Source organism: Streptomyces humi, from assembly GCF_001005085.2.
Taxonomy (GTDB): Bacteria; Actinomycetota; Actinomycetes; order Streptomycetales; family Streptomycetaceae; genus Streptomyces; species Streptomyces humi.
This window is the reverse complement of the sequence record NZ_LBMU02000197.1, coordinates 1-1,747: the sequence shown is the minus strand read 5'-3', so window position 1 is coordinate 1,747 and position 1,747 is coordinate 1. Positions and strand designations below refer to the sequence as shown.

The 1,747-nt window shown below is 73.5% G+C and carries 2 protein-coding genes and 1 pseudogene; all 3 read left to right on the top strand.

What is annotated here, in order from left to right; genetic code table 11:
* Nucleotides 1–648 (top strand): annotated as a pseudogene (locus tag AAW13_RS43880) (ATP-binding protein); the annotation flags it as partial.
* Nucleotides 645–974 carry a nucleotide pyrophosphohydrolase gene (locus AAW13_RS43875; protein WP_046728575.1) on the top strand — a complete coding sequence of 110 codons (330 nt, stop codon included), beginning with the start codon at nt 645–647 and terminating at the stop codon, nt 972–974. The pseudogene AAW13_RS43880 and the gene AAW13_RS43875, both read left to right, overlap by 4 nt.
* 185 nt (nt 975–1,159) lie before the next feature.
* Nucleotides 1,160–1,618 (top strand): DUF6099 family protein, encoded by a 459-nt coding sequence (locus tag AAW13_RS43870; RefSeq protein ID WP_206306392.1) that lies wholly within the window; start codon nt 1,160–1,162, stop codon nt 1,616–1,618.
* The last annotated feature ends 129 nt before the right edge of the window (nt 1,619–1,747 follow it).

Here is a 1,747-nt window from a genome sequence, read left to right as displayed (position 1 = left end):
CTCGGCACCGCGCTGCTGCCGCTGCGCGTCGCCGGGAAGACGGACGGCCAGCGGCAGGTCCTGGCCGCCGCCGAGCAGATGGTCGTCGCCCTGCGGTCGGTGTTCCCCTGCGACCCGCGGCCCGAGGGCATGCGCGCCCCCGTCCTGACCGGCTCCGGCCGGCTGCTGCGCGGCTGCGACAACCTCGCCGACGTGCTGTGGCGCACCCGCGCCGAATGCGGCCGGCGCCACGGACTCCTCGTCGACGCCGTGCGCACCGGCTGCGCGGGACCGGTGACCGACCTGCTCGCCGAGCCGCTCGGCGACGGCACCGTGCGGGCGCTGCTCGACCGCGGCGACGGCCACCGTACGGAACTGGCCCGGCTCGGCGACGGCGAACTGCGCTATCTCGCCCTCGCCCTGGTCCTCTTCACCGGCCCCGGCGTCCTGGAGGTCGACGCGCCTGGCGAGGTCCCCGACGCCATGCGTGGCCTCACCGTCCTCGCCGACGGCTTCGACCGCTGCCTCGACCCCCGCCAGCGCGCCGAACTCCTGCGCACGGCGGTCCTGATGGGGGAGCGCGGTCACATCCGGTTCGTCGGCGCGGTGAGCGACGCCTCGTGGGCGGACGGAGCCGGTGCGATCACGGTGGTACACCTGGACGTGTGACCGACGAACCCCTCGACGTGGCGAAACTCCAGCAGCGGCTGGCCGAGTTCGCCGCCGCCCGCGACTGGCGGCAGTACCACACCCCCAAGAACCTGGTGGCCGCCCTCAGCGTGGAGGCCTCGGAACTGGTCGAGATCTTCCAGTGGCTGACCCCGGAGGAGTCCGCCCGGGTGATGGCCGACCCCGGCACCGCGCACCGGGTCACGGACGAGGTCGCCGACGTCCTCTCCTACCTTCTCCAGCTCTGCGACGTGCTGGACGTCGACCCGCTGGCCGCGCTGGCCGCCAAGATCGAGCGCAACGAGAAGCGCTTCCCGCCCGCCTGACACCCACCGGTCCGGCGAAGGGCACCCCGAATCTTGACGTTCCGTAGTCAAAGCCCTGCCTGAATCCGAATTGTTGTCCACAGATTTCCGTCTTCCTCTGGCTTCACGTCTCGCAGACCCTCACTCTGGGTAGTGAACTACTGAGTGCGGCATGGCAGTTCGGACCGACGGGGACGGGGCGACGGATGGACGCGACGCGGCTCATCGTGGCGAGCAGACGGGCGCTGGCGCACGGCGCGGGCGTGGCGGAACTGATGACCGAGGTGTGGCAGGCGCAGGCCCTGGCCCAGGCGATCGGCAGCCGGCTGGCCGTCTCCGGCCCGCCCGAACTGCGCGGCGAGGCCCTCGGCCTGACGGAGCTGGCGGGCCGGGGCTGCGGTGTCCTCACCACCCCCGACCTGGACCCCGGCACCCTGCGTGCCGCCCAGCTCACCGAACTGGCCGACGCCCGCCAGACCCTGCTGAGCCTCGGCGGCCTCCTCGGCGAGGTCGGCATCACGCTGGTCGGCATGGCCAGCGCCGCGGCCGACGAGACGACGTACTGGCAGTGCATGGAGGCCATCGACGCGGCCGACGAGTCCCGCGACCGCGTCCTGGAGATGCTCCGCAAACTGGCGGCACGGGAGGAGGTCCGCGACGGCTAGGGCCGCACCGACCCGGCCCGGACCCCCGCGCGAGGGGTACGTGCGCGACGGCCCGACCGTGGGAGACGCGCGCGCGACGGCCCACCCGAGAGGGACGCGCGCGACGGCCCAACCGAGAGGGACGTGCGC

Bases quoted from the DNA above. Each gene is read 5' to 3' on its own strand.
- AAW13_RS43870 (WP_206306392.1), top strand. From the start codon at position 1,160: ATGGACGCGACGCGGCTCATCGTGGCGAGCAGACGGGCGCTGGCGCAC.